The sequence below is a fragment of the Streptomyces sp. NPDC058401 genome, from assembly GCF_042722885.1.
GTDB lineage: Bacteria > Actinomycetota > Actinomycetes > Streptomycetales > Streptomycetaceae > Streptomyces.
The window spans coordinates 13,132-36,634 of sequence record NZ_JBHXKA010000003.1; the positions used below are offsets into that span (position 1 = coordinate 13,132).

Sequence of the window (23,503 nt, forward strand, 5' to 3'; positions counted from 1 at the left end):
TCATTGACCGGCGTAGGCGGCGCCCTCCAGGAGGACGTCCGGACGGGCGCCGCCGCCGGCTGCCACCGGCGCGTGCGTCCGGGCCGACGGCACCCGGGTGGCCAGGGCCAGGACCAGGCACAGGGCGGCCGCCCCCACGGCCACCGCGAAGGCGGCGGAGGGCCCGTACGCCTCGGCGAGCCGCCCGGAGACGGCGAGCGAGGCGGCCTGCCCGGCGACGAGGGAGCTGGCGGCGAAGGCCATCGACTCGGCGAGCCGGCACGGCTCGACCGCGCGCTCGGTGATGGCGAAGGCGGTGATCAGGTGCGGGGCGTAGGCGGCTCCGAGCACGGTGACGACCGCGTACAGCGGCCACAGCGTCTCCGTGAAGAGCAGCGGTACGGAGAGCACCAGCGCGGCGGCCGTGGCCCACCGCCAGCGCAGCCGCAGCCCGAAGCGGGCGGGCAGCGCGCCGAGCGAGAGCCCGACGGCGGCGCTGACCACGCCCATGGCCGCGTACACGATGCCGGCCTGGCCGGGGACGCCCAACTGTGCGGTGAGGGCGGCGATTCCGGCCTGGCAGGAGCCGAACATGGCGCCCTGGAGCGCGAGGGAGCCCCGTACGGCGAAGACCACGCGCGGCGGGCGGACCCGCGAGCGCTCCTTCTCCCGGCGGACTCCCGCGGGCACTCCGGCCGTGACGGCGGCGGTCGGGTGCAGTGCGTAGAGGCTGCCGAAGACCGCGACGAGCGCGGCGGCGCCGCCGAGGGCGACGGCCGGGTGCAGGACGAGGGTGGCCAGGCCCACGAGGGCGGGTCCGAAGACGAAGGAAACCTCGTCCAGGGTGCCTTCGAGGGAGTGGATGGCGCCCACGACGCTCTCGTCGGACTTGGCACGGTGGGCCAGGGCCACGGAGCGGGTGCGGGCGAGCGGTCCGATCAGCGGGACGGAGGCCCCGGTGACGGCGCCGATCGCGGCGAGCGGGACGGTGGCGAGGTCGGAGAGCGCCCCGGCCACCAGGGCGGCGGTCGCCACCGCGTTGACCGCGGCGGCCGTCAGGACGACGGGACGCTGCCCGTGACGGTCGGCGAGCCGGCCCAGGACGGGTCCGAAGACCACCTGTCCGGCGGAGAGGGTGCCGCCGACTATGCCCGCGGTGGCGAGGGAGCCGCTGGTCTCGGCGACCAGCAGGACGCTGCCGAACTGCGACATCGCGACGGGCAGTCGGGCGAAGAAGGAAATGAGCGGGAGTAGGGGCCCGGTCAGGGCGATGACTTTTCGATAGGTGTTGACGGTTCCAAACACTTGAGCAACGTTAACCCGGCGCAGTCACCCGGATGCATTGGGTCATGGCACGGAATCCCGCATCCTGGGTACGTACGTTCTCATGAGCCTGCCCCCGCGCACCGGTCGCCCCAGTCCCGAGTTCAACCGGCCGGAAACCGATGTACCACCGGCCGTCACCCCGGCGTCGACCTACCGTCTCCAGCTGCGGCCCGAGTTCACCTTCGGGCACGCGCGGGCCGTCGTGCCGTACCTCGCCTCCCTCGGCGTGACCCACCTGCACCTGTCCCCCGTGCTGGAGGCGGTGCCCGGCTCCACGCACGGGTACGACGTCACCGACCACACCCGGGTCCGGACGGAGCTGGGCGGCGAGGACGGCCTGCGCGCCCTGGCCGCCGAGGCCCGTTCGCACGGGCTCGCACTGGTGCTCGACATCGTGCCGAACCACATGGCGCTGCCGGCGCCGCTCCGCCTCAACCGGCCCCTGTGGGAGGTGGCCCGGGAGGGTCCCGGCTCGCCGTACGCGCGCTGGTTCGACATCGACTGGGAGGCGGGCGGGGGGCAGCTCCTGCTGCCCGTGCTCGCCGAGCCGCTGGACCCGGGATCCATCGAGGTCGGGAAGGCCGCGGAGGCCGGGGAGGCCGAGGAGGCCGGGGAGCCCACGGAGGCCGGAGGCGGAGGCGACCGGGCCGTCCTGCGGATCGGGGAGCTGGAGTTCCCGCTCCGGGAGGGCACGGCCGGGCTGGAACCGGCGGCGCTGCTCGCCGCCCAGTGGTACCGGCCCGCATGCTGGCGCGAGGCCAGGACCGGGCTCAACTACCGCCGCTTCTTCACCATTTCGGAGCTGATCGGGGTGCGCGTCGAGGACCCCGAGGTGTTCGCCGTCACGCACGCCAAGGTGCTGGAGCTGGTCCGGGACGGGGTCGTGGAGGGGCTGCGGATCGACCACGTGGACGGCCTGGCCGATCCCGCCGGGTACCTGCGGCGGCTGCGGGAAGCCGTGGGCGCGGACTGCTGGGTGGTGGTGGAAAAGATCCTGGCCCGTGAGGAGCGGCTGGCTCCCGGCTGGCCGGTGGCCGGGACCACCGGGTACGAGGCGCTGTACCGGGTGGACGGGGTGCTGACCGACCCGGCCGGGGCCGCGCGGCTCGACGCCCGGTTCCGCGGGGCGACCGGGCAGCCCCGGTGGGAGCGGACGGCCGCGGCGGGCGCCCGGGAGGTCCTGACCGGCGACCTGGCCGCCGAGCTGGCCACCCTGGAGCGCCTGGCCGGCCCGGAACTGGCGCTTGCCGTGCGCGAGTTGCTCATCGCCTACCCGGTCTACCGGCCCTACCCCGGTGACCCGGAGCTCTCGCCCGAGGCCCTGGAGCGGGCCGCCGCGGAGGCCGGCGCGGCTCCGGTGGCCGGCGTACGCGAACTACTGCTGCGGGAACCGGCCTTCGCGGCCCGCTTCGCCCAGACCTCGGCCGCGCTGCGCGCCAAGTCCCTGGAGGACAGGGCCTTCTACCGGTACGCCCCGCTGCTGTCGGCCACGGAGGTGGGCGGGGATCCGGGGGCTCCGGCGGTCACGGTGGCGGAGTTCCACGCGTACTGCGCCGAACGGGAGCGGCTGTGGCCCCGCTCCGGGACGGTGCTGACCACGCACGACACGAAGCGCAGCGCGGACGTCCGGGCCCGGATCTCGGCGCTCTCGCAGGACCCCGACTCCGTACCCGAACCGGCCGGGGCGGATCCCCAACTCGCCTGGGTGGCCTGGCAGACGGCTTTCGGACTCGGGGCCGACGGCTCCCCCGGCGAGCGCCGCGAACGCCTCTCCGAGGCCCTGCTGAAGGCCGTCCGCGAAGCCGCCCTGCACACCACGTGGACCGAGCAGGACCCCGCGTACGAGGCCACGGTCCCGGGGTACCTCCCGGCGGCCGCACCGGAGCCCTCCGGACCCCTGGCGGCGGCGGCCCGGGCCAACCTGCTCGGCGCGGCGCTGCTGCACCTGGCCGTGCCCGGGGTCCCGGAGGTCTACCAGGGCGCGGAGACGGAGTACCGGGCCCTGGTCGACCCCGACAACCGGCGGCCCGCCGTCTTCCCCCGGGAGGCCCTGGCCCGGCTGGACGCGGGCGCCGCGCCGTCCGGGACGGCCGAGGAGAAGCTCGCCCTCACCGCCGCCCTGCTGCGGCTGCGCCGGAGCGAGCCCGGACTGTTCGCCGGCTACGCCCCGCTGCTCGCCCGGGGCCCGGCGGCCGAGCACTGCGTGGCCTTCGCCCGCTCGGCCGGGCTGGTGGCGGTGGCCACCCGGCTGTCGCACCGGCTCGCCGGAGCGGGCGGCTGGCGGAACACGGCCCTGCCGCTGCCGCCCGGGCGCTGGCGGCGGCTGGCGCTCCTCGGGCCCGCGCACGGCGCGCCCGAAGCCCCGTACGAGGGCGAGGTGCCGCTCGCCGCGCTCCTCGGCGGTGCCTCGCCGGTGGCGGTCCTGCTCAGGGAGGACGCGGACCCGGTGTGACCAGCAGGATCGGCCCTTCTTCCCGTACAACCTCCGGGGCCGGTCGTGGGTCCACCCCCCGTGCAACCGGTGACATGTGATGCGGGGGAAATTCAGTGAACAGATTCAAGAGGACCATGACGGCCGTCGGCACGGCGGTCGTGCTCTCCTCCATGGGCGCGGTGGTGGCACCTGCCGCGATCGCCGCGCCCCCCGGCCCCCTGGGGGTCTCCTCCCCGGCGGCCGTGCCGGCCGAGCTGCGGGCTCCGCTGGCGGCGGACACGGGGGCGAAGAGCCTGGAGACCACGGTGCCGGCTGCCGGCATCAGCGTGGACGAGGACAACCGGTTCATCGTCTTCACCTCTTCCCAGCAGATCCACTCCTCGGCCCCGACCCCGGTCCGGGTCGAGGTGCGCCGGGCGGGCACCGCCAAGGTCGTCGCCGTGGTCGACCGCCTCACGAACTACTTCGACGACATGGGCACGTCCGAGATAGAGGACGACAGCGCGTGGTACCAGGGCGACGACCAGCCGCTCGTCCTCGACGAGATGGGGGACTACGAACTCGACGTGTACGCCAAGGACCGTGACGGCAAGGAAGTGAGCCGCCCCAACGCCGGACGGTTCACCTACGCGCTCGACGCCCGGTTCCAGGCGAGCTCCAGCCAGACCGAGTTCACCCTGGACGACCTCGACACCAAGGTCACCGGCTCGGTCACCGCGGTCCACCCGCGCACCGGCAAGCGCGAGCCGCTGGCCGGTGCGGCCGTCCGTACCTCGCTCGGGCAGGGCACGGCCGATGCCGTGTCCGACGCCCAGGGGCGGTTCACCGCCTCCGTCGCCGCCCGCGGCAACGAGACCAGCCTGTCCCTCACCGTGAAACTGCTGAGCGGGGACACCGAGAAGATCCTGACGGTCCCGGTCCGGACCAAGCCCCAGGAGGCCGTGCTCACCCTCTCCACCCCGGGGCCCCTCACGGTGCGGTACGGGACCGCGGTGAACCTGCGCGGCAAGCTCGCCCGCCGTGCGGCCGACGGCACGGTCAAGCCCGTGAACGGCGGGCACGTGGTCATCCAGGAGAACGTGAAGGACGCCTATCGCGCACCCGTCACCGCGGGTGCCGACGGCGCCTTCACGTACGCGCCCACGATCCAGAGGACCGGCACCTGGAACGTGAGCGTCAACGACATCTGGCTGACGGGGGGCGGCACGCGCACCGCTACCGTCGCCAAGATCACCCACACGACCAAGGTCGTCGAGGAGAAGCTGGTCTCCACCACCAAGTACGGCAAGCTGACCATCAGCGGCAAGGTCCTCGTCGACGGCATCACCAGCCAGCAGGCGCCCGTCGAGATCCAGTACCAGGAGTCGTGGTCCGGCCGCTGGGTCACCGCGCAGTCCTTCGCGGTGCCCTACAACAAGACGTTCAACGTGACGGTCGGCGGGCCCGCTTACCTGGACGCTCCCGACAAGTGGCGGGTGTACACCCCGGGCACCACCAACATCGCTCCCGGCACCGGCACCCGGGTGATCCTCCAGACGCGCACCAAGACCCGCTTCTCCACCGCGAGTTTCACCCCGCGCCCCGTGGCCAAGGGACAGCAGCTGACCATCACCGGAGTTCTGCAGACCTACGACCCCGCCAAGGGGTACGTGGCCTATCCCGGCAAGAAGGTCCGCTACTACTTCCGGCCCACGCCCACCTCCCCGTACCAGGAGATGGGAACCTCCGTCTCCGGGGCCGACGGAGCCGTGAGCCAGAAGTTCACCGCGCAGACCAGCGGCCAGTGGCTCATCCGCTTCGTCGACGCCGACGCCACCCACCTCGCCGGCAACAGCACGGTGGCCATCGTCAAGGTCACGGGCTGACCCGGGGCCGATCGGCAAACTTCCCGGTCACAGCACTAGGGCACGCGCAGGGCGGGAATGGGACCGTCTGTGACCCTCATCCGTGACATGTGCTACCCCACTCCCCACGAACTGGCTCTGGCCGCACGCGGCCTGGCCGATGAACACCCGGCCCTGGCCCGGCTGCGCCAGATCGGCGCGTCCCGGGCCGGGGAGCCCCTGTGGCTGCTCTCCGTGGGCGCCACGGGGGCGACCGGGACCGCCGCCCAGGCCGCGGCCCAGACCGCGGCCCCGGCCCCGGCACCGGCACCGGCCGCCGCGAACGTGCTCGTCGTCGCCGGCGCCCACGCCAACGAGCCCGTCGGCGGGGCCACCGCCCTCGCGCTCGCCCGGCACCTGATCCGGGTACCCGCCGCCGGGACGGCGTGGCACTTCCTGCTCTGTGCCGACCCCGACGGCGCGGCCCTGCACCGCACACCGCGCCCGTACTCCCTGCTCGACTACCACCGGAACTTCTTCCGGCCGCCCGGCCCCGAACAGCCGGAGTGGGCGCCGTCCTTACTGCCCCCGGACCGCCTGCCGCCCGAGACCCTCGCCCTGACCCGGCTCATCGACGAGCTCCGCCCCGCCCTCCAGGTCTCCCTGCACGGCACCGATCTCGGCGGCTCCTGGGTGCAGCTGACCCGGGACATACCCGGGCTCGCCGAGCCCTTCGGCAAATCGGCCGCCGAGCTGCACATTCCGGTCGAGACCAGCGCCTCCGACGCCTCGGGCTGGCCCTCACCGGGGGCGGGGATCTTCGTGATGCCCGAGCCCGGGGCCACCGCCGACGGGCCGTTCCATCCCGAGGACACCCGGCTGAGCACCTGGTACCACGCCCACCGCCACTCCGGCACGACCGCGATCGTCGAAGTCCCCATGTGGGCATCGGACCTGGTGGACGATCCGGCCCCGCACCCCGACCCCCGCGCCGCCCTGCGCCTCCTGGCCGGCCGGCTCACCGCCGACGCCGCGCGGGTGGCGGCCCTGCGGGAGGGCGCGGGCGGCGGTACGGATCCGGGCGCCGCGGCCCTGCTGCGCGCGGTGGACTGGACGCTCGCGCTGATCCCCCGGATCACCGCCGAGTGGACGGGACCCGGAGCCCCCGCCGAGGCGACCGCCGCGTACATCGGGAGCATCGACGCCTTCGGCCGGCGGCTCTCGCTGCGCGCCGCGGCGATGCTGCTCCGGGTGCTGCGCGCCCAGGGGCAGCCGTCGGCGCCGGCCGTGGACCGGCTCGTCACGGGATGGTGCGAGGAGTTCGCGGACCGCTTCCAGGCGCGGTGGGTCCCGGTGGCCACCCAGGTGGAGCACCAGTCCCGGGTGGTCCTGGCCGCCTACGACCGGCTCGTGGCGGCAGGCCGGTAGGCGCGGGGGCGATGAGCGGGAGCGATGAGCGGGGGCGGCCGGCGCGGCCTACTCCACCGGCAGGGCGTACCGGAGCTTCGGCTTGCCGGTGGCCCCGAGCCGGTCGTAGAAGCGGATCGCGCCCTCGTTCCAGTCGGGCGTCTGCCATTCGACGTGGCCGAGGCCCCGCTCCCGGGCGAGCGCGGCCACCCCGTCCATCAGGGCAGCTCCGAGGCCGTGTCCGCGGGCCTCCTCGGCCAGGTAGAGGCAGTCCATGTGGAGGTGGTCGCGGGCCTCCCAGAAGGAGAACTCGGCCGAGCAGGCGGCGTACCCGGCCACCTCGCCCCCGGGGGTCTGCGCCAGCAGCACCCACAGGCGGGAGCCGTCGGCGAACAGCTGCGCGCCGAGCCGGCCGGCGAGACCGTCCGTGCGGGGCGCGGACCTCTCGTAGACCATGTGCTCGCGCATGAGCTCGACCAGGCGGGGCAGGTCCTCGGGGCGCGCGGGCCGGACGACGGGGGCGGCAGACGTGTGTTCCATGGGTGCCATCCTGCGCACGGCGGGCGTCCACCCGGAAACCGGGTCCCGTACCCCGGGCCGCTGGCCGGAACCGCGTCCAGGAGCCGCGGCCGGGCGCCGCTGCCCGGGGATCAGCCTCCCGACAGCCTGAAGGTCATCCGGCCGAAGCCGATCTGGTCGCCCTCCCGCACCACCGCCGAGCCCGTCACCCGGCGCCCGTTCACGGTGGTCCCGTTCGTCGAGCCGAGGTCCCGCAGCACCCAGACCCCGTCCCGGACGCCCAGTTCGGCGTGGGCCCGCGAGACCGTCTCGTGGCTCAGGCGCAGCCCGTTGCCCGGGTCGCGGCCGATCCGCAGCGGTCCGGCGCCCGGGTGCGGGAGGAGCAGCGCGGGCAGCTTCTCCGCGGCCCAGGCCCGCCGTACGCCCACCGACACGGCCGAGACCCGCCCGACCCAGCCGAACAGCCGGCGGGTCCACGGGCTCTCCCCGGCCTCCCGGCCCTCCAGGTCCGCGGTGAGCACGGCGAGGTCCTCGGAGCGGCGGGCTACGAGGGCGAGTTCCATGCGGCGCAGGAAGGTGTCGTGCGACAGCTTGCCGACCGCGGCCCCTTCCCTGAGCTGGCCCAGGGCGCGGTCGCGCTCGGCATCCGAGAGCCGCGGGGCGGGGAAGGGAGGGAACTCGAAACTCGACGTCACCAGGTGATTGTCGGCCTGTCGGGGGCAGAGTGTCCAGAACTCCCGCGACGAGCCGGGGATGATGGCCCGGACACGCAGGTTGGGGTACCGCCGCCAGACGAGGGGACCGTCCGTGCAGTTCGAGGTGTGGGCACCGCAGACAGACCGGGTAGCACTGCGGCTCGACGGGGCCGCGTACGCGATGGCGCCCGATCCGGAGCGCGCCGGCTGGTGGGTCGTGGAGGCCCCGGGCGCCGACGGTTCCCGGTACGGGTTCCAGCTGGGCGGCGCGCCGGAGGCTCCCGCGCCCGGGGACGGTCCGGGTGGTCCGGGTGGACCGGACGAACCGGTCCACCCGGGTGACGATCCGCGCGACCCGGTGCACCCCGGGGCCGATCCGGGCGGCGGCCCGTTCCACCCCGAGGACGATCCGCGCGACCCGGTCCACCCCGGACACCCCGAGCACCTCGGGCATCACGGGGATCAGGAGCCCCCCTCGGCCACCGGTCGGGCGGCCGTCTCCGTACTGCCCGTACAACCCGCACAGCACGTGCATCCCGTACGGCCGGACCCGCGCGGGCGGCGCCTGCCCGACGGCCCCGACGGGCTCTCGGCCGTGGTCGACTTCGCCGCCCTCACCCCCGCCGAGCCGGTCCCCTCCCCCCGGGTGCCGCTCCAGGACGCCGTCCTGTACGAGCTGCACATCGGCACCTTCACCCCCGAGGGCACCTTCGACTCGGCCGCCGCCCGTCTCGGTCACCTCACCGGCCTCGGCGTGACCCACGTCGAGCTGATGCCCGTCTGCTCCTTCCCCGGGCGGCACGGCTGGGGGTACGACGGGGTCGCGCCCTGGGCGGTGCACGAGCCGTACGGGGGCCCGGCCGGGCTGGTCCGGTTCGTGGAGGCCGCGCACGCCGCCGGGCTCGGCGTGGTCCTCGACGTGGTCCACAACCACCTGGGCCCCTCCGGCAACCACCTCCCGGTGTTCGGCCCGTACTTCACCGAGACCCATCACACCCCCTGGGGTGCGGCGGTGAACCTGGACGCACCCGGCTCCGACGAGGTGCGCGCGTACCTCCTGGGCAGCGCACTGGCCTGGCTGCGCGACTACCGGATCGACGGGCTGCGGCTGGACGCGGTGCACGCGCTCGCCGACGGGCGGGCGCTGACCTTCCTGGAGGAGCTGTCCGCGGCGGTGGACGAGCTGGCCGCCGAGACGGGCCGGCCGCTGTTCCTGATCGCGGAGTCCGACCGCTGCGATCCGCGCACCACGAGCCCGCGCGCCGCCGGGGGCCTGGGCCTGCACGCGCAGTGGAACGACGACTTCCACCACGCCCTGCACTGCACGCTGACCGGCGAGTCCCAGGCGTACTACGCGGACTTCGCCGAGGCCCCGCTCGCGGCGCTCGCCAAGACCATGACCCGGGCCTTCTTCCACGACGGGACCTGGTCCTCCTTCCGGGGCCGCCACCACGGCCGCGCGGTGGACCGCGGCCGCACCCCGGCGCACCGCTTCCTCGGCTACGCCCAGACCCACGACCAGATCGGCAACCGCGCGCTGGGCGACCGGCTCGCGGCCTCCCTGTCCCCCGGGCTGCTGGCGTGCGCGGCGACGGTGGTGCTGACCGGGCCGTTCGTGCCGATGCTGTTCATGGGCGAGGAGTGGGGCGCCGGCACCCCGTGGCAGTACTTCACCGACCATCCCGACGAGGAGCTCGCCGAGGCCGTACGGGTGGGCCGGCGGCGGGAGTTCGCGGAGCACGGCTGGAAGGCGGAGGAGATCCCCGACCCCCAGGACCCGGCGACCCGCGACCGCTCCTGCCTGGACTGGGCCGAGCCGGGCCGGGCGGCCCACGCCCGCCTGCTGGACTGGCACCGCACCCTGATCGCGCTCCGCCGCACCCACTCCGACCTGCGCGACCCCGACCTGGCGGCGCTGCGGATCGCCCACGACGAGGAACGCCGCTGGCTGACGTTCCGCCGGGGCGACGTCCGCGTGGTGGTGAACCTCTCCAGGGAACCGGTCACCATCGCCCTCGGCCGCAACGGGGTCCGGGTACTGGCCGCCTGGCTGCCCGTAGAACATCCGGACGCCGACGGGCGGGTCCACGTACCGGCGGAATCGGCGGTGGTGCTGGGTCCTTAGGTCTCGGGAGCCGGGGGGCCCGTAAATCCGGTCGCGGAGGCGCGGGACGGTCTGATGGGATCGGCCCCATGAAGATCGAATCTGATGCGTCCTCCGCGGGCGGCGGCGGGCACACGGCCGCGGCCGCCGCGGCGAGGTACGACCGGATCGGGGTGGGGTACCGGCAGGTCCGGCGGCCCGACCCCCGGCTGGCCGCGCTGATCGCGAGCGGTCTGGGCGACGCCCGTACCGTGGTCAACGTCGGTGCGGGCGCCGGTTCGTACGAGCCGGAGGACCGCGAGGTGACGGCCGTGGAGCCGTCCCAGGTCATGCTCGACCAGCATCCGGGGACCCGTAAGGTCAAGGCGAGCGCCGAGCAACTCCCCTTCGAAGACGGGGCGTTCGACGCCGCCATGGCGGTGATGACCGTCCACCACTGGCCCGACCCGGCGCGCGGGCTGGCCGAACTGCGGCGGGTCTCCCGGCGCCAGGCCGTCTTCACCTGGGATCCGTCGCACTCGACCGAGCTGTGGCTCTTCGAGGAGTACCTGCCGGAGATCGGGAAGGCGGACCGCTCCGCCTTCACCCCGCTGTCCGTGGTGACCGGGGCGCTGGACGCGCACACCGTGCTGCCCTTCCCCGTCCCGCACGATTTCACCGACGGGTTCCGGGCCGCCTTCTGGCGCCGGCCCGAGTCCTACCTCGACCCCGCCGTGCGCGCCGCCAGCTCCACCCTGGCGAGGCGGCCGGCCTCCGCCGTGGAGCCGGGGATCGCCCGGCTGCGCGCGGACCTCCGGTCGGGGGCGTGGCAGCGGCGCCACGCCGACCTGCTGGAGCGGGAGAGCGTCGACTACGGCTACCGCCTGGTCCTCGCCGGGTCCTGAGACCCGGCGGGGCGGCGCCCTCCCGCCGCCGCGCGCCTACTGCACGAGGGCCAGCTCGCGGGAGGCGTTGTTGAAGCTGCGGCAGCCGTTCTCGGTGACCGTGATGATGTCCTCGATGCGGACCCCGAACCGCCCCGGGAGGTAGATCCCCGGCTCCACGGAGAAGCACATGCCGGGGACGAGGGGCTGCTCCTCGCCCTCCACCATGTACGGCGGCTCGTGCGTGGTGACTCCGATGCCGTGGCCCGTGCGGTGGATGAACTGCTCGCCGTAGCCGAACTCGGTGATCACCGCGCGCGCCGCCCGGTCCACGTCCTGGCAGGCGGCCCCCGGCCGGGCCGCCGCCACGCCCGCCAACTGGGCCTCGCGGACGATGTCGTGGACCCGCTGCTCCTCCTCCGTGGGCTCGCCGACGTGGACGGTGCGGGAGATGTCGGAGCCGTAGCCGTGCTTGAGGCCGCCGAAGTCGAGGACCACCATGTCCCCGTTCTGGATGACCCGGTCGCCGGCCTCGTGGTGCGGGTTGGCGCCGTTCGGGCCGGAGCCGACGACGGTGAAGTCCACCTGGGAGTGGCCGTGCACGCGCAGCAGCGCGTCCAGGTCGGCGGCGACGTCGCTCTCCCGGCGCCCGGCGAAGGGGACGTGGAGGATCTGCGCGTACGCCGCGTCGGCCGCCTCGCCGGCCGCCGCGAGCCGGGCCAGCTCGCGCTCGTCCTTGACCGCGCGCAGCATCGGCAGCGCATCGGTCAGCGAGACGTACGAGGTGCTCGGCAACTCCCTTTGCAGGCCCAGCAGATGCAGGGCCCAGGTGTTGTCGCTGACCCCGAAGCGGCCGGTCACGTCCAGCAGTGGCGTGGTCACGGCGTACGGGTTCTTCCCGTCGGCCCAGTCCCGCAGGGTCAGTGCCCCCGCTCCGGGGGACTTCGCCGCGTCGGGGGCTTCCAGGGCGGGGACGACGAGGACGGGGTCCTGCCCGGCGGCGAGGACGAGCAGGGTCATCCGCTCGGTGTCGACGGGCCGGTACCCGGTGAGGTGGGCCAGGTCGGGCCCGGGAGCGACCAGCAGGCCGGCCAGCCCCGCGTCGGCCGCGGCCTGCGCGGCGGCGGCCATCCGGGCGGCGTAGTCGGCGGCCGTGAAGGGATCGGAGTCATGGTCCATGCCCCCGATCCTCCCGCGCCCCGCCCCCGGACGGCAGGGGGCCGCGCCGGTCACCTGGGCTCCGCCCCGGACCCGGTCTTCACACGCCGGACGGGCTGAAAGATCCAGCCTCGCCGGCGTTTGAGGCGCGGGGTCCGGGGCGGAGCCCCGGGGAACGGTGGAAGGGCGGGTAGGGGACGGCCCCGCAGGGCTTCACGTCACGCAGGGGTCACCGCGCGCAGCGCCCATTCCAGGGGGCCGCGGTGCGGCTCCGTCCCACGGAGGAGCCGCCGCCAGGCCATGCAGCCGATCAGCGCGCACGCCGAGAAGCCGGCCAGGGCCTCCCAGCCGGTCCAGCCCCGCAGGAACACCGCCAGGGCGAGGGCGTGCGCCACGTACACCGTGAGGGCCATCGCCCCGACGGCGGCGAGCGGGCGGAGCAGTCGGGTCGCGGCCCGGCCCGCGCGGTGGGCGGCCAGGGCGAGCAGGCCTATGAGGGCCGCTCCGACCCCGGAGTTGCCGAGGGTCTCCAGCGGGGTCTGGCTGTAGGGGCCGGCGAGCAGCAGCCAGTCCCAGGAGGTGCTGGGGACGGCGCCGAACTGCTCCCCCAGTACGGCCGCGACCGGGTCGGGCTCCGCCGCCGCCCAGGGGTGTTCCCGTGCGATGGCCTCCAGGAGCGGCCCGCGACGGCCGCCGGGTCCCAGCGCGAGCCAGGAGGCCCCGTAGCCGGCGACGGCGGCCGCGGCCCCGAGGCCGGTGAGCAGGCGCAGCGACCGCTCGCCGCGCAGGTCGGCGAGGCGGCCGAGGGCCATGCCGGCCAGGATGTACGGGAAGTAGGTGAGCAGCGGGTACGCACCCGAGAGCAGCAGCTCGCGCAGTGTCCCCGCGGCCCCCGTCCAGCTCGTCAGGTCGGTGGGGACCGGTGCGTGGCCGCGTCCTGCGGTGCGCAGCCCGAGGAGCGGGCCCAGGAGGTAGGAGAGGACCGGGCCCAGCACCAGCGAGGCGCCCGCGACGGCCGCCAGGGTGCGGGTGCGCAGCCGGGTGAAGGGTTCGGCGGCCAGGAAGTAGACGGCGTAGAAGGCCAGGATGACGAGGATGCCGGGCGAGAGCGCGGCCAGGCACAGGCCGAGCGCGCCGAGGATCGCGCAGCGGGTCAGGGTGGCCCGCAGGGGCGGCGGCGCGGCGGCGCGGGAGCGGGCGAGCGCGAGGGAGAACCCGGCGATGAGCGTGAAGACGGCGGGCGCCCGGCCGTCGGCGGCGACGAGCAGCCAGCCGGCGCCCCCGGGCGTGGGCGGCGGGCCGACGTGCACGGCGAACATGCCGAGGACGGCGATGCCGCGGGCGGCGTCCAGGCCGGTCAGGCGGTTTGGTCCCATACGGGTAGGGATGGCGATCCGGGGTGCGGGGTTGCCTGCGGGGGCTGGGGCCGGGCGGTGGGCCGGGTCGCGGGAAAAGGCGTCGCGGGAGCACCCCGCTGATCAGCTATGCTGTGCTTGCACATCGAACGGACGGTCCGCCGCCCTTCGTGGTGGGTGTAGCTCAGTTGGTAGAGCACCTGGTTGTGGTCCAGGTGGCCGCGGGTTCAAGTCCCGTCACTCACCCTGTTGATCCCGTGGGGGTTACGAGTTTTCCTCGTAACCCCCACGGGTTTTTTCGTTGCCCCGCGGGAGCCGCACGGAGCGGCACGGAGCGGCACGTCGTGACGGTCCGGGTCCCCTTGCCGGAGTCCTGGCAGGATCAACCGCATGAAAAGCGACATCGGGGGCACCCCGCCGCTGCTCCTCGCCGCCCTCGTGGCGGCCGCGGTGTTCGGGGCCGCGGTGTGGCTGTGGCCCCGGCTCGCGGGGTCCGGGGTGCGGCCGGTGCTGGGGCGGGCGGGGCTCCAGCTCGCGATCACCCTGACGACCGGATCGGCGCTGCTGCTCGCGGTGAACTCCTCGTACGGCTTCTACGGCTCCTGGCGCGACCTGTTCTCCCTGCGCCGCGAGGACCCGGTGCCGGCGGGCGCGGACGCCGCGGACCGGGCGGCGCTGCTGGTGCGGGGCACCCACTCCTGGCGGCACTCCGGCAGCGACGATCCCGCGGTGATCGGCAGGATCGAGGCGGTGACCGTGCGCGGGGCCCGCAGCGGGCTGTCGGGGCAGGGGTACGTGTACCTGCCACCGCAGTACGTGCACGCGCCCGCCGGGCGGCGGGCGGAGTTCCCGGTGGTGCTGGCGCTGAGCGGGTTCCCGAGCACGCCGGGGGTGCTGACCGACCGGCTGCGGTATCCGCAGCTCGCGCTGGAGGCGGTGCGGGCGGGGCGGATGCGGCCGGCGGTGCTGGTCCTGCTGACCCCGACGGTGGCGCCGCCCCGGGACACGCAGTGCGTGGACGTGCCGGGCGGGCCGCAGGCGGAGACCTTCTTCGCGCGGGACCTGCGGGCGGCGGTGTCCTCGTACTACGGCCTCACGCAGGACGCCCGGGGGTGGGGCGCGATGGGCAATTCGGTGGGCGGCTACTGCGCGCTCAAGCTGGCCCTGCGCACCCCGGACGCCTACCGGGCCGCGGCCGCGCTGTCGGCCCCGTACGCGGCCTCGCACGACGCGGACACCGGCGACCTGTTCGGCGGCGACGCGGGCCGCCGGCAGGAGAACGACCTGCTGTGGCGGTTGCGGAACCTGCCGCAGCCGCCGGTGTCCCTGCTGGTGGCGAGCAGCCGCAAGGGCGAGCACCAGTACCCGGCGACGCTGGAATTCATCGAGGCGGTACGGTCGCCCGCACGGGTCTCCTCGATCGTGCTGGCGAGCGGCGGCCACAACTACGAGACCTGGGCGCGTGAGGTGCCGTCGGCCCTGGAGTGGCTGGTGGGACGACTGAGTCCACCCTGAGCCCCTCTGAAGCCCCGACGGAGGTTTCGGCACCTTCTGAGGGAGTACACGAGGGTATGACCAGAATCTTCCTCGCGGGCGACTCCAGTGTGGCGGGCCGACAGGCCGGCAAGGCTCCCATGGCCGGATGGGGCCAGACCCTGCAGCTGTTCGTGCGGGGCGCCGAGGTGATCAACTGTGCGCGCGCAGGAGCGAGCTCGCGCAGCTTCCTGGAGCGCGGGCGGCTCGCCTGGATCCTGGAGAACGCCGCTGCCGGCGACCTCCTGCTCGTCTCCTTCGGCCTCATCGACAAGCAGCCCCTCGACGGCCGCTTCACCGAGCCGTTCGAGGCGTACCAGGGCTTCCTGCGCCAGTACGTCAACGCGGCGCGGGACCGGGGCGTGCACCCGGTCCTCGTCACCAGCCACGAGCGCCGCGTCTTCGACAAGTACGGCAACATGCGCCGCCCCCTCGGCCAGTACCCCGCCGCCGTGCGCGAGGTCGCGGCGCAGCTCGCGGTGCCGCTCATCGACCTGAACGAGTGGAGCGTCGCCCGCTGGCGGCAGGCCGGCCCCGACGGAACCAAGGCGCTCTTCCTCCACCTGGAGCCGGGCGAGCACCCCAACTACCCCGAGGGCGTCGCGGACAACACCCACCTGCGGGCCCACGCCAGTCTGGAGTGCTCCCGGTTCATCGCGGCGGAGATGCAGGCCCGCGGGCTGCTGGCGCCCACGCACTTCCGCGACCTCGCCGCCGCCTTCGATCCGGACCGGGCCGTCGCGTACCTCCCCGACGAGGTCTTCGACCGGCGGACGAGGGAGCGGGTCGCGCCGGTGCGGCGCCGACCTACCCGCGCAGGAAGGACTCCACCTCGGTGACGAGGGCCACCGGGGTCTCGTGCGGCGGGTAGTGGCCCGCGCCGGGCAGGGGCTGGATACGACAGTTCGGGTACCAGACCTGCCAGGTGGCCCGCATGAAGTCGGCGGTGATCGCGAGGTCGTACTCGCCGAGCAGGACCAGCACCGGGACGGTACTGCCCTTCACGGCGGCGGACAGGTCCAGCGGCTGCCAGCTCGCGAGGTAGCCGGCGAAGGCCTCCGGCCGGGACACGGCGAGCGAGTGCGCGACCATCCGGTCCAGCCAGTACGGGCTCGCACGGCGGCCGGTGACGATGTCGAGGATGGCGCGGCGGTTGTCCTCGCCGGCGGCGGCCCCGTAGAAGAGCGCGTGGGTGGCGTCGTCCATCTCGTAGGGGGAGGCGGGGACCGGGTTGATGCCGATCAGCTTCTCGACGCGCTCGGGGGCGCGCACGAGGACCTGCTGCATGGCCTTGCCGCCCATGGAGTGGCCGAGGAGGGAGAAGGTGTCCCAGCCGAGCTCGTCGGCGAGCGCGAGGACGTCGTCGGCGATCTCGGGGAGCGCGTAGCGGCCGGGGACGTCCCGGCGGTCGCCGTAGCCGCGGTAGTCGAGGAAGGCGTACGAGAACTCCCGCGGGTCCAGGTAGTCCAGTACGGAACCCCAGTTCGCGGACGTGCCGAACCAGTCGTGCAGCACGATGACGCGGACGGGGCCGGTGCCGGTCCTGCGGTGGGCGATGGCCATGCGATCTCCCTCGGTGACGGGGGGGTACGTACTCGGACGCCTCCGTTCTGCCCACCGCCCGTACGATCACACCGCAGTGCCGGCCCCGGTCCCGGATCACGCCACCGTGTACTCGGTGTCCCCGAAGTCGGCCACCACCCGCAACCGCCCGCCGAGCGCCTCGACGTACGAGCGCAGGGTCGCGACCTCGGTGCGGTCCGTCTCGCCGTTCTCGATGGCGGAGACCCGCGGGGCCGAGACGCCCATGCTGTCGGCCACGTCCTTCTGGGTCAGGGCCTGCTCCTGGCGGATCTCGGCCAGCCGATAGGCCCGCACTTCGGCCATGAGCCGGTCCATCGCGGCCCGCTTCTCCGCCGGGGACCGTACTGCCAGCCCGGCAGCCACCCGGCGCTCGCGCGCCTGGCGCTTGGCCTCCTCCCAACCGACAGCGCTCATTCGTACTCCCTGATGTCCAGTTCCGCGATGTGGGCCTGATACCGCTTCTCCGCGGGGGGACCCACGCCCGCGAAGTTAACGCAAGCGTTAACCTCGCGGGCGGCGGAACAGGCGGGTTCACCCCTACGGGAACGGTCAGACGGTCTTGATCGCCGGGTCCGAGACTCCGGGCGCGCCGGTTTCCACGTGGCCGGCGAAGCGGCGCAGGAAGGTGGTGTCCGCGTCGGAGACGACCGTGACGTCGTACCAGCGGGCCGTCCCGGACAGGGTCACCGTGTGCGCGACGGTGGCGCCCGCGGCGACGCGGAGGGTCTGGGCCGTGCCGCCGTAGGCGTTGGTGACGGTCAGGTTGACGGCCGCCGTGCCCCCGTTGGTCAGGGACAGCGCCAGGTTGCCGGTGGACGCGGAGTGGCGGGCCGTGACCTCGGGGCCGGCCTTCTTCGCCGGGCCCTTCCAGGTGCGCAGGAAGCCGTTCGGGCCCCAGACCGTGAGGTCGATCTGGTTGCCGGTGGAGCTGCTCGTGCTCCAGGTGTCCGACAGGGTCTTGCCCGCCTCGACGGTGTAGGGCCACGGGCCGTCCGTGCGGTTGCCCGAGGTGCTGTGGAAGTGGGCGCCGAGGGTGGGACCCGAGGAGAAGGTCAGGGTGAACTTGCCCGTGGAGACATTGGCCTTGCCGTCCGCGTACGGGGCGTAGCCCAGGGCGCGGGTCGGCTTGGCGCCGGCCTCCTGCCTGGGCAGGGTGCCCGTCGCCGGCGGGGCCGGGTTGTAGGAGGCGTGGCGGTTCTTGTCCGGCGGTACGTACGCGGCCGTGGACGGCAGGGCCGCGGGCGCGGCGTCGGCCCGGGTGAAGTCGAAGGCCGAGGTCAGGTCGCCGCAGACCGCGCGGCGCCACGGGGAGATGTTGGGCTCCTGCACGCCGAAGCGCTTCTCCATGAAGCGGATCACCGAGGTGTGGTCGAAGGTCTCGGAGCAGACGTAGCCGCCCTTGCTCCACGGGGAGACCACGATCATCGGGACGCGCGGGCCGAGCCCGTACGGGCCGGCCGCGTAGCCGGAGACGTTTCCGGTGTAGAGGTCGCCGGTGACGCTCGCCGTGGACAGGCCCCAGGAGGCGGACGCGGGCGGGTAGGGCGGGACGACGTGGTCGAAGAAGCCGTCGTTCTCGTCGTAGGTGATGAAGAGGGCCGTCTTCGCCCACACGTCCGGGTTCGCGGTCAGCGAGTCCAGGACCTGCGAGATGTACCAGGCGCCGAAGTTCGTCGGCCAGTTGGCGTGCTCGCTGAACGCCTCGGGGGCGGCGATCCAGGAGACCTTCGGGAGGGTGCCGTTCACCACGTCCGCGCGCAGCTTGTCGAAGTAGGTGCCGCCCGCCTTGACGTCGGTGCCCGTACGGGCCTTCTCGTACAGGGCGCTGCCGGGCTGGGCGTTGCGGAAGCTGTTGAAGTACAGCAGCGAGTTGTCTCCGTAGTTGCCGCGGAAGGCGTCGTTGATCCAGCCCCAGGATCCGGCGGCGTTCAGGCCGTCGCCGATGTCCTGGTAGATCTTCCAGGAGACGCCGGCCGACTCCAGGCGCTCGGGGTAGGTCTTCCAGCCGTAGCCGGCTTCCTGGTTGCCGAGGACCGGGCCGCCGCCCACCCCGTCGTTGCCCGTGTAACCCGACCACAGGTAGTAGCGGTTGGGGTCGGTGGCGCCGATGAAGGAGCAGTGGTAGGCGTCGCACACCGTGAAGGCGTCGGCGAGCGCGTAGTGGAACGGGATGTCGTTCCGGGTCATGTACGCCATGGTCGTGGCCGTCTTGGCCGGGACCCACTTGTCGTACTTGCCGTTGTTGTACGCCTGGTGGCCGCCGGCCCAGTCGTGGTTCAGCCCCGTCAGGAACTGCATGCCGAGGTCGTTGATCTGCGGGTTGAAGGGCAGGATGTCCTTCGTGCCGTTGGACTGGTAGAAGACGGACTTGCCGTTGTCCTGGACGACCGGCCGCGGGTCCCCGAACCCGCGGACCCCCTTCATCGCACCGAAATAGTGGTCGAAGGAACGGTTCTCCTGCATGAGGACGACGATGTGCTCGATGTCCTGGATGGTGCCGGTACTGCCCTGGGCCGAAATCGCGGCGGCCCGCGCGATGCTCTCGTTCAGCATCGTGACGGCGGCGGCGCCACCGGCGATCTGCAGGAACCTGCGCCGATTCAATTCAGTCATGGAGAACGACCTCTGCGGGTGAGACGGGTGCGGGGGGATGTCGGTGGGCGCCCCAAGAACAGCGGCCCCGGGGTACCGGTCGGCATTGCTTTGATGACAGTGGGCCGTACACCTGGAGAACGGAATACCTCGTCAGACGGTTCATGCCCCACGCGCCCCATCTCTTCGGAGCCGCCGGCTCCGCCCGGGAGCAGGGCCGTCCCGGGTACTCACCCGCCGGGCCTCCGGGTTGAGCATCCGTACTCAGGACCGGGACCGGCCCGCGCGTCATCGTGAGGACATGCCGAATCAGCCATCCGAACCGCGCCCGCCCGGCCCGCCGCGGCTCCGCGCCGGGATCACCGCCGTCGCCGGCATGCTGCCCGATGACGTCCTCACCTCCGACCGGCTCCAGCGCGAGATCGCGGACCGGTCCGGAATCAAGCTGCCGCCCCGGCTGCTGACCCAGGCCACCGGGATCCGTGCCCGCCGGATCGCGGGTGACGGGGTGTACGCCTCCACGCTGGCGGTGGGCGCGGCCCGCCGGGTCCTGGACGGGGCCGGCCTCGAGCCCGCCGACATCGACCTGCTGCTCTTCGCCTCCGCCTCCCGCGACGTCGCCGAACCCGCCACTGCGCACATCGTGCAGGCCGAACTCGGCACGAGGGCCCACGCCCTGGACGTCACCAACGCGTGCAACAGCTTCGTCAACGGCGTCGACCTCGCCCGCTCCATGATCCTCGCGGGCCGGGCCCGGCGGGCCCTGGTGGTCACCGGGGAGACCCCGAGCCGGGCCGTGCGGACGGCGCCCGCCGACTTCGCCGAGTTCCGTGCCGGCTTCGCCGGTTACACCTTCGGCGATGCGGGGGCCGCCGTCGTCGTGGAGCCGGTGGAGCGCGGCGGGATCCTCGACGTGGACACCGAGACCCACTCCGAGCACTGGGAGGTCGGGGGCATCCCGGGCGGCGGTTCGCGCCACCCGCGCGGGGACGCGTACACGTACTTCCGCGGCGACGGGCACGAACTGCGCGGGGTCTTCGAGAAGGTGGGCACCGCCGTCATCGACCGGACCCTGCACCGTACGGGCATGGGCTGGGAGGATTTCTCCAAGGTGCTGGTGCACCAGGTGACGGTGCCCTACCTGGAGCGGTTCGCCGAGCTGACCGGGGTGCCGGCCGGGAAGCTGGTGGTGACCGTGCCCGAGCTCGGCAACATCGCGAGCGCGACGATCGGGGTGCAGCTGGAGCTGATATTCGACGAACTGGCTCCCGGTGAGCGGGTGTTGTTTGTCGGGCTCGGCGGCGGAATCAGCATCATGACGATGGTCTGGGAGAAGTCGTGAGCGCGCCCGGACGGCTGTGGGTGGTGGTGCCCGCGCACGAGGAGGAGGTCCGGCTCGCCGGGACCCTCGCCGCGCTGGCCCGCCAACGGGACCGTGATTTCACTCTGTTGGTCGTCGACAACGCCTCGGCCGACCGGACGGGCGCGGTGGCGCGGGAGTTCGCGGCGGACGCACCCTTCGCCGTGGAGGTCATCGAGGAACCGGAGAAGGGCGTCGGCTCCGCCGTGGACACCGGCTTCCGGTACGCGATCGGGCGCGGCGCGACCCTGCTCGCCCGCACCGACGCCGACTGCCTGCCCCACCCGGGGTGGACGGGCGCGGCGCGGACGGCCCTGACCCGCCGCCCGGGCCTGGTGTGCGGGCGGATCGTGGCCCGCCGCGACGAGCACGGCCCGCTGGGGCGGGCCGGGTTCGGGGTCCTCGTACGGATCGCCGGGCTCTTCGGCCGGCTGCGGCCCGAGCACGCGCGGCGCCGCGGCTACCGCGCCCCGTACCGGATGCACGCCGGGAACAACATGGCCATCACCGCCGAGCTGTACCTGGCCGTCGGCGGGATGCCCCGGCGCCCCTCCCCCACCGACCGGCTCTTCCTCAACGCGGTGCGCCGGCACACCGACCGGATCACGCGCTGCCGGACGATGGTCGTGGAGAACTCCACGCGTCGGCTGCGGGCGTACGGGATCGCCGGCACGGCCCGCTGGTACCTCGGCCGCGGCAGCGGCCCGCACGGAACGGACGACCCCCGCTGATGCTGGACCGCCTCGATCACGCGCTGCGCGCCCGCCCCGAGCGGCCCGCCGTCCTGACCGCCACCCGTACCGGAGCCACCCGGACCGCCGCCACGCGCGGCGAACTCGCCGATCTGGCCGATGCGTTCGCCGCCGCACTGCACGCCCGCGGGCTGCGCGCCGGTGACACCGTCGGAGTCGCCGTGCGCCCCGGCCCGCGCGCGCTCGCCGTACTGCTCGCCCTGTGGCGGCTCGGCCTGCGCGGGGCCGTCCTCGACCCCGGAGCCGGACCCGACGTGCTGCGCGCCCGGCTGGCCTCGGCCCGGCCCGCCCTGGTGCTGGCCGACGCCGCCGCGCAGGCGGTGGCCGGGTGGGCCCGGCCGCTGGCCCGGCGGGCGGCCGGACTGGAACTGCCCGAACTGGCCGGGCTGGGCGCGCCGGTGGCCACGGTCGGGCGGCGGCTGCCGGGGTGCGCGCCCGCGCTGGACCTGCGGGCGGCGCGGCTCGGTGTTCCCGCACGGTTCACGGGCGACGGGGACGCCGACGCCGTCATCGTGTTCACCTCCGGGACCACCGCACGACCCCGGGCCGTGGTGCACACGCGGGCGAGCCTGGCCGCCGGAATGGAGACCGTGGCGGCGCTGTTCTCCCCCGCCCCGGGGAAGACGTGGGCTTCCGGCCCGGCTGCCGGGCCCGTGCTCGGCGGCACCTTCTTCGTACTCGTCCCCGCCCTCGTGCGCGGCGCCCCCGTGGCCCTCCCGGCGCGTTCGCCCCGGGTACTGGCCCGCCAGCTGGCCCGGCTGGCGCCGCGGGACACCTACCTCACCCCGCCGCAGCTGCGGGACGCGCTGCGGGCGGGGGCCCGCTTCCGGGGCCGGGTGTGGACCGGCTCGGCTCCGGCGAGCGCGGAACTGCTGGGGCGCGTACGGGAGTCGGGGGCCGACGAGGCCTGGGGGGTGTACGCGCTCACCGAGCTGTTCCCGGCCGCCGCGGTGGAATCGCGGGAGAAGGCCGCGTACGAGGGTCCCGGCGACCTGGTCGGCGCCCCGCTGCCCGGTGTGCGCGCCGCGGCCGACGCGGACGGGCAGCTGCTGCTGACCGGCCCCGGGGCCCGGCACCGCTACCTCGGCGAGGACCCCGACCCGTGGGTGCGCACCGGCGACCGGGCGCGCCTGGACGGGGCGGGCCGGATCGTACTGGAGGGCAGGGCCAAGGACATGGTGCTGCGCCGGGCCGAGAACATCTACCCGGGCCTGTACGAACCGGCCCTGCACGTGCCCGGGGTGGAACTGGCGCTGCTCGTCGGAGTTCCGGCGGAGGCGGCCGACCGGCGTGGCGGCGGCGCCCGCGACCGCGACGGCTCCGGCTCCGGCTCCGGCTCCGGCTCCGGCGAAGGCTGTGCCTACGGCGACGAGCGGCTCGTGGCGGTGGTCCAGCCCTGCCACGGCGCCGCCGAGCCCGCGCTGCGGTCCGCCCTGGCGGGCCCGCTGCGCCGCATGGGCAAGGCCGCGCCCGATGCCCTGCTGTTCGCGCGGATCCCGCTGTCGGGACGCTCCCGCAAACCGGACCGCGCGGCAACGGCAGCCCTGGCGGCCCACCGGCTGAACTCCGGGTCCGGGTCCGGGTCCGGGTCCGGCTCCGGGTCGGGCTCCGGCTCCGCGCGGAAGGCTGCGCCCCGGACGTGAACCGCCATCCCGGTCAGCGCCTCCCGCGTGGCACGGCCGTGCCCGCGCCGGGGCGGGGCCGCGTGCCGCCGCCCCGTGGCGGGCCCGCGGCGCGGCCGTCCGGGTGCGGGTGATGGCCTCCCACCGGCGCTACACCCGCGCGAACGCAGACGCCCTCGCGGGCTCGCTCGCGTACGCCCTGCTCGTGGGGACGGCCCCGGCGGTGCTGCTGCTCGGCTCGCTGGCGGGCCGGGCCGGTGCGGGCGCGGACGGGGTCCGGCGGGTCGTGGACGGGCTGGCGGCGGCCCTGCTGCCCGCCGCCGCGGCGCCGGCTGCCGAGCGGCTGCCCACCGCGGCCCCGCGCTGGCGGCCGCTGCTCGTCCCAGGGTCTGTCGTC

Annotated in this window: 18 protein-coding genes and 1 tRNA gene; 11 read left to right on the forward strand and 8 right to left on the reverse strand. The window is 74.4% G+C overall.

From position 1 onward, the window contains the following. Positions 1-1,284, reverse strand: a complete 1,284-nt coding sequence (locus ACFWNV_RS01725; protein ID WP_383938872.1) for an MFS transporter — start codon at positions 1,282-1,284, stop codon at positions 1-3. Positions 1,285-1,366: 82 nt separating this feature from the next. Here ACFWNV_RS01725 and treY point away from each other — a divergent pair, with 82 nt between their 5' ends. From treY to ACFWNV_RS01740, 3 genes are all read left to right on the forward strand, one after another. Next, a complete protein-coding gene (gene treY, locus ACFWNV_RS01730; RefSeq protein ID WP_383938875.1) occupies positions 1,367-3,757 on the forward strand; it encodes a malto-oligosyltrehalose synthase in 2,391 nt (796 codons plus the stop codon). A gap of 95 nt (positions 3,758-3,852) precedes the next feature. Further along, on the forward strand, positions 3,853-5,604 hold the full coding sequence (locus tag ACFWNV_RS01735; RefSeq protein WP_383938878.1) for a hypothetical protein: 1,752 nt from the start codon (positions 3,853-3,855) through the stop codon (positions 5,602-5,604). Positions 5,605-5,673: 69 nt separating this feature from the next. Continuing rightward, positions 5,674-6,990, forward strand: coding sequence for a M14 family zinc carboxypeptidase (locus ACFWNV_RS01740; protein WP_383938881.1), 1,317 nt, complete (start codon positions 5,674-5,676; stop codon positions 6,988-6,990). Positions 6,991-7,038: 48 nt separating this feature from the next. On the opposite strand, the gene ACFWNV_RS01745 is transcribed toward ACFWNV_RS01740, so the two are convergent. Next, positions 7,039-7,509, reverse strand: a complete 471-nt coding sequence (locus ACFWNV_RS01745; RefSeq protein ID WP_383938883.1) for a GNAT family N-acetyltransferase — start codon at positions 7,507-7,509, stop codon at positions 7,039-7,041. A 110-nt stretch (positions 7,510-7,619) separates the two neighbouring features. Then, positions 7,620-8,183, reverse strand: a complete 564-nt coding sequence (locus tag ACFWNV_RS01750; protein WP_383938887.1) for a DUF1707 and FHA domain-containing protein — start codon at positions 8,181-8,183, stop codon at positions 7,620-7,622. Positions 8,184-8,295: 112 nt separating this feature from the next. Here ACFWNV_RS01750 and treZ point away from each other — a divergent pair, with 112 nt between their 5' ends. Further along, entirely contained in the window at positions 8,296-10,308 is a 2,013-nt protein-coding gene (gene treZ, locus ACFWNV_RS01755; protein WP_383938890.1) for a malto-oligosyltrehalose trehalohydrolase, read from the forward strand. Positions 10,309-10,376: 68 nt separating this feature from the next. Further along, complete coding sequence (locus tag ACFWNV_RS01760; RefSeq protein ID WP_383938892.1) at positions 10,377-11,171, forward strand: class I SAM-dependent methyltransferase; 795 nt, start codon at positions 10,377-10,379, stop codon at positions 11,169-11,171. A gap of 36 nt (positions 11,172-11,207) precedes the next feature. Here ACFWNV_RS01760 and ACFWNV_RS01765 read toward each other — a convergent pair whose 3' ends face one another. Together ACFWNV_RS01765 and ACFWNV_RS01770 are read right to left on the reverse strand one after the other, a co-directional pair. Further along, complete coding sequence (locus ACFWNV_RS01765; protein WP_383938895.1) at positions 11,208-12,329, reverse strand: M24 family metallopeptidase; 1,122 nt, start codon at positions 12,327-12,329, stop codon at positions 11,208-11,210. Positions 12,330-12,526: 197 nt separating this feature from the next. Continuing rightward, the gene (locus ACFWNV_RS01770) at positions 12,527-13,684 is read right to left on the reverse strand and encodes a heparan-alpha-glucosaminide N-acetyltransferase domain-containing protein (RefSeq protein ID WP_383938898.1); all 1,158 of its coding nucleotides are present in this window, start codon (positions 13,682-13,684) and stop codon (positions 12,527-12,529) included. 152 nt (positions 13,685-13,836) lie between these two features. Here ACFWNV_RS01770 and ACFWNV_RS01775 point away from each other — a divergent pair. The 3 genes from ACFWNV_RS01775 to ACFWNV_RS01785 all read left to right on the forward strand — a co-directional run bounded on the left by ACFWNV_RS01775 (position 13,837) and on the right by ACFWNV_RS01785 (position 16,035). Beyond that, a tRNA-His gene (locus tag ACFWNV_RS01775) sits at positions 13,837-13,909 on the forward strand. A 144-nt stretch (positions 13,910-14,053) separates the two neighbouring features. Further along, entirely contained in the window at positions 14,054-15,178 is a 1,125-nt protein-coding gene (locus ACFWNV_RS01780) for an alpha/beta hydrolase (RefSeq protein WP_383938901.1), read from the forward strand. A gap of 56 nt (positions 15,179-15,234) precedes the next feature. After that, complete coding sequence (locus ACFWNV_RS01785) at positions 15,235-16,035, forward strand: rhamnogalacturonan acetylesterase (RefSeq protein ID WP_383938904.1); 801 nt, start codon at positions 15,235-15,237, stop codon at positions 16,033-16,035. On the opposite strand, the gene ACFWNV_RS01790 is transcribed toward ACFWNV_RS01785, so the two are convergent. From ACFWNV_RS01790 to ACFWNV_RS01800, 3 genes are all read right to left on the reverse strand, one after another. Then, positions 16,004-16,759 (reverse strand): alpha/beta fold hydrolase, encoded by a 756-nt coding sequence (locus ACFWNV_RS01790; protein WP_383938907.1) that lies wholly within the window; start codon positions 16,757-16,759, stop codon positions 16,004-16,006. The two genes, ACFWNV_RS01785 and ACFWNV_RS01790, sit on opposite strands and share 32 nt — an antisense overlap. A 96-nt stretch (positions 16,760-16,855) precedes the next feature. Beyond that, positions 16,856-17,194, reverse strand: coding sequence for an XRE family transcriptional regulator (locus tag ACFWNV_RS01795; RefSeq protein ID WP_383938910.1), 339 nt, complete (start codon positions 17,192-17,194; stop codon positions 16,856-16,858). A gap of 135 nt (positions 17,195-17,329) precedes the next feature. Further along, complete coding sequence (locus ACFWNV_RS01800; protein WP_383938913.1) at positions 17,330-19,393, reverse strand: phosphocholine-specific phospholipase C; 2,064 nt, start codon at positions 19,391-19,393, stop codon at positions 17,330-17,332. Positions 19,394-19,673: 280 nt separating this feature from the next. Between ACFWNV_RS01800 and ACFWNV_RS01805 the strand changes: the two genes are divergently transcribed. From ACFWNV_RS01805 to ACFWNV_RS01815, 3 genes are read left to right on the forward strand one after another with little or no spacing between them, the layout of a single operon-like run. After that, complete coding sequence (locus tag ACFWNV_RS01805; protein ID WP_383938916.1) at positions 19,674-20,714, forward strand: 3-oxoacyl-ACP synthase III family protein; 1,041 nt, start codon at positions 19,674-19,676, stop codon at positions 20,712-20,714. Next, the gene (locus tag ACFWNV_RS01810) at positions 20,711-21,463 is read left to right on the forward strand and encodes a glycosyltransferase family 2 protein (RefSeq protein ID WP_383938919.1); all 753 of its coding nucleotides are present in this window, start codon (positions 20,711-20,713) and stop codon (positions 21,461-21,463) included. Before ACFWNV_RS01805 ends, ACFWNV_RS01810 begins: the two co-directional genes overlap by 4 nt. Next, positions 21,463-23,127, forward strand: a complete 1,665-nt coding sequence (locus tag ACFWNV_RS01815) for an AMP-binding protein (RefSeq protein ID WP_383938922.1) — start codon at positions 21,463-21,465, stop codon at positions 23,125-23,127. The genes ACFWNV_RS01810 and ACFWNV_RS01815 overlap by 1 nt, the downstream gene beginning before the upstream one ends. The last annotated feature ends 376 nt before the right edge of the window (positions 23,128-23,503 follow it).